The sequence below is a fragment of the Roseateles sp. P5_E11 genome (assembly GCF_054049355.1).
The window spans coordinates 1-1485 of sequence record NZ_JBFUMO010000948.1 but is presented as its reverse complement, the minus strand read 5'-3'; the positions used below and the strand labels follow the sequence as shown (position 1 = coordinate 1485).

The following is a 1485-nucleotide window of genomic DNA, read 5'->3' as shown; positions in this document are numbered from 1 at the left end:
CCGGATGTACTTCCTCGTCTTCCACGGCAAGGAGAACTTCCACCACAAGCCCTTCCCGCCGGAAGATGACGAGCAGCACGGTCATGACGACCACGGCGACCACCACGCCCACGTGCCGCACGAGTCGCCCTGGGTTGTCACCGCGCCGCTGGTGCTGCTGGCCATCCCGTCGGTCGTCATCGGCTTCATGACCATCCAGCCGATGCTGTTCGGCGACTTCTTCAAGGACGCCATCTTCGTCAACCTGCACGCCCACCCGGCGATGGAGGAACTGGCCGAGGAGTTCCATGGCGCCGCCGCAATGGCCCTGCACGGCTTGACCTCGCTGCCGTTCTGGCTCGCGCTGGCCGGTGTCGTGACGGCCTACGTGTTCTACATGGTCGCCCCGAGCATTCCGGCCACGCTGGCCAAGGTGCTGCGCCCGCTGATCATCGTCCTGGAGAACAAGTACTTCATGGACTGGATCAACGAGAACATCCTCGCCCGCGCCGCACGCCTCATCGGCATGGGCCTGTGGAAGGGTGGCGATGCCGGGCTGATCGACGGACTCATCATCAATGGCTCGGCGCGTGGCGTCGGTGGCATCGCGGGCCTGGTGCGCCGCCTGCAGAGCGGCTATCTGTACTGGTACGCCCTCGTCATGATCCTTGGCGTCACCGGCCTGATGACCTGGCAGCTCTGGCCCTATATCAAGCCCCAGTTCAGCGCCCTGTTCGGGTTCTGAGCGAGAGGCGGAGAACAAGAATGTTGCTGAGTCTTGCGATTTTTCTGCCCATCGTCTGCGGCGCCTTGCTGCTGGCGCTCGGGCGCGACGAGCAGGCGCACGCCGTGCGCTGGCTGGCCCTGGTCGCTGCCGTGGCGAGCTTCCTCGCCACCATCCCGCTGATCACCGGCTTTGACACATCGACGGCTGCCATGCAGTTCGTCGAGAACCAACCCTGGATCGACCGCTTCAACATCAGCTACCACCTGGGCGTGGACGGCATCTCGATGTGGTTCGTGCCGCTGACGGCCTTCATCACCATCATCGTGGTGATCTCGGCCTGGGAGGTCATCGAGACCCGCGTCAACCAGTACATGGGCGCCTTCCTGATCCTGTCGGGCCTGATGGTGGGCGTGTTCAGCGCGCTGGACGGCATGCTGTTCTACGTCTTCTTCGAGGCCACACTGATCCCGATGTACATCATCATCGGCGTCTGGGGCGGCCCGAACCGCGTCTATGCGGCCTTCAAGTTCTTCCTCTATACGTTGGCCGGCTCGCTCTTGATGCTGATCGCGCTGCTCTACCTGTACTCCCAGGTTCCCGGCGGCAGCTTCGACATCCAGACCTGGCACAAGTTGCCGCTGACCGGTGGCGCCCAGACCTGGCTGTTCTTCGCCTTCCTGGCCGCCTTCTCGGTCAAGGTGCCGATGTGGCCGGTGCACACCTGGCTGCCCGATGCCCACGTCGAGGCCCCCACCGGCGGCTCCGTCGTGCTGGCGGCC

At 64.4% G+C, this 1485-nt stretch carries 1 protein-coding gene and 1 pseudogene; both read left to right on the top strand.

Annotation, left to right across the window (positions count from 1 at the left end; genetic code table 11):
• A pseudogene (locus ACXJKR_RS32385) lies at positions 1–724 on the top strand (NADH-quinone oxidoreductase subunit L); the annotation flags it as partial.
• Positions 725–744: 20 nt separating this feature from the next.
• Positions 745–1485: NADH-quinone oxidoreductase subunit M (locus ACXJKR_RS32380; protein ID WP_457326348.1), on the top strand; the 741-nt coding region annotated here is incomplete at its 3' end.